Origin of the sequence: Catenibacterium sp. GCM10023432 (genome assembly GCF_042651925.1) — a bacterium.
Taxonomy (GTDB): Bacteria; Bacillota_I; Bacilli_A; order Erysipelotrichales; family Coprobacillaceae; genus Catenibacterium; species Catenibacterium mitsuoka.
This window is the reverse complement of the sequence record NZ_JBHSEB010000095.1, coordinates 339-2,415: the sequence shown is the minus strand read 5'-3', so window position 1 is coordinate 2,415 and position 2,077 is coordinate 339. Positions and strand designations below refer to the sequence as shown.

At 33.1% G+C, this 2,077-nt stretch carries 3 protein-coding genes; 2 read left to right on the top strand and 1 reads right to left on the bottom strand.

Features of this window, described 5'->3' with window-relative positions; translation table 11 throughout:
• Positions 1 to 407 precede the first annotated feature (407 nt).
• Positions 408 to 896, top strand: a complete 489-nt coding sequence (locus ACFOZZ_RS12105; protein WP_376815322.1) for a hypothetical protein — start codon at positions 408 to 410, stop codon at positions 894 to 896.
• Between the two features lie 466 nt (positions 897 to 1,362).
• On the opposite strand, the gene ACFOZZ_RS12100 is transcribed toward ACFOZZ_RS12105, so the two are convergent.
• Positions 1,363 to 1,614, bottom strand: coding sequence for an ATP-binding protein (locus tag ACFOZZ_RS12100; RefSeq protein WP_376815323.1), 252 nt, complete (start codon positions 1,612 to 1,614; stop codon positions 1,363 to 1,365).
• Positions 1,615 to 1,826: 212 nt separating this feature from the next.
• Here ACFOZZ_RS12100 and ACFOZZ_RS12095 point away from each other — a divergent pair.
• Positions 1,827 to 2,077, top strand: a 251-nt coding sequence (locus tag ACFOZZ_RS12095) for a transposase-like zinc-binding domain-containing protein (protein WP_376815321.1), incomplete at its 3' end; no start/stop codon positions are given.

The window sequence follows — 2,077 nt, the reverse complement described above, 5'->3', positions numbered from 1 at the left end:
TTATGTAAAGAGTAATTGAATTAGTAAAGAAATCTCAGTTTGACTGGTACTTTTTCTTGACGTAGTACCAAGTAAGACATGATACGTGTTCAACTATCTTCTGTAGTCAGTATCCAACTGAAGACTGATATGATAAGCTGCATAAGTCAACATTGACAGAAGCTCTGCTTGATAGAATAGTACATAATAGAATCGATATAGATATGGGTACTGATAATTTTAGAATAAAATAAGGGAATTATTTAGCCAATCATGACTATCATGATTAGCTATTATTCTGGTAAGAGTTAGATGGTGCACTTAATGCGACAGGGGTGGTGCATAGGTCTGCGACTACTGGTGCAATTACGAGCGAATAATCAGATAGAGTAAATGATCTATATAAACAGGGAATGAGTATAGATCAAATGATTGAAATAACAGGTTTAAAGAAATCATCAATAAGTGTTTATTTACCCTATTCTAAAGTAATATATAAACCAGAAATGATCAGTGTAAATGCTGCTAGAATAAAAGCATACAGAGAACGTAAAGAAATTGTAGATAAACTACAAAAAGAAGTAAACAACAATCTATTTTGGAATGCTATTATAGCATTCCAAAATTATTCATTTCATACCTATTCTGGTTTACCTTTTTCTTATACTATAAAGGTAGGAAGAAATGGAGAACTTAATAAAGAACTATTAATTAATCGTAGATATAAGAGTAAAAGTCTTACTTGGAGTTCAATTGTAATAGCATTAGATAAAGCATTAAATCAAAAAGGTAATATTATAAGTAGACCTAAAGAAATAGGGGATATACGTGGTATTTCTTATATTTATCCTATCTTTTATCGTTTAGGTTTAATTGATGTTCCAGAACATATTGCTGATATAATGAGTTTGCAATAACAAATATTAAAGTATATTGGAATAATAGTAAAACAGGAAGGAACGAATGAACGTTACTGTGAAGTGGCGGACTGTTAGTGATTATTCGCAAGGAACAGCATCGCCATTCGCATAAAGTGAACCACTTATATCGGTAACTGCACCACCTCATGGGTGGTCTTTTTGTACTATCATGATATTTGGAGACAATATCTCTAATATTATGAAAGGAGCCAAAAAATTTTGGCCGTAAAATTCAATCTGATATTCTGCCTGTAGCTAATAGATTAGGAAATTTCTCTTAATACTATTTCCAAGCTGATTATTCCACTTTAGTTGATCACTCATTCCGATTGGGTTGACCAAGTGTTCCGATGCTTTTGACCAACTAGCCATTTCTATAAAATTCCGACGAGGTTGACCAACCATTCCGATGAACCTGACCACCTGAAAATCCTGACTGTAGTAGTACAGCCAGGATTTTTGTTTATCTGCTTCTCATTGACTTATCGCCAAGGATTTTTATTGCTTGTGATTTTGATACTATTCTATCCATTATCGCATCAGCTAAAGCACCTCTACCAAGCTTACTGTGCCATCCTGCAACATCAAACTGAGAGCAGAATACTGTTGAATGGATACGATATCTCTTTTCCAGTATTTCCAGAATATCCTGCTGTTCGGCATTATTAGTCCCTACCAACAGCCCATCGTCTAGTATTAAGAGATCACATTTTATTTATCGTATAGAGTGCAAACTAATACAACAAATATCTGCAAAATATATTCTTATATTTTAAATGCATTAAATAAACGCTAAGTTTATGAAAAATGTTGCTACTAGATCATTAAATTTAGCTTAACGCCTATTTTTCTACTTTATAGCCGCCTAACTCAAATCATCATTTCTCGAATAGTTGTAAAATGATCTTAAAAGGTCAGGTGAGTGCTATGATAACTGAAAACCAGGTAAAAAACTATTTAAGATCTAAGGATAAGGATTATGTAAATAAACTTATCGAATCATTATATGAACAGGATAATGAAGACGTTGATCCATCTCATAAGGCATGCCCTATATGTGGTTCAGTTCATCTCAAGAAGAATGGAAAAGATAAGAACGGACATCAGAGATATATCTGTCTTGACTGTCACAAGTCTTTTAGTGATAGAACCAACACCTTATTCTACTGGTCTCATTT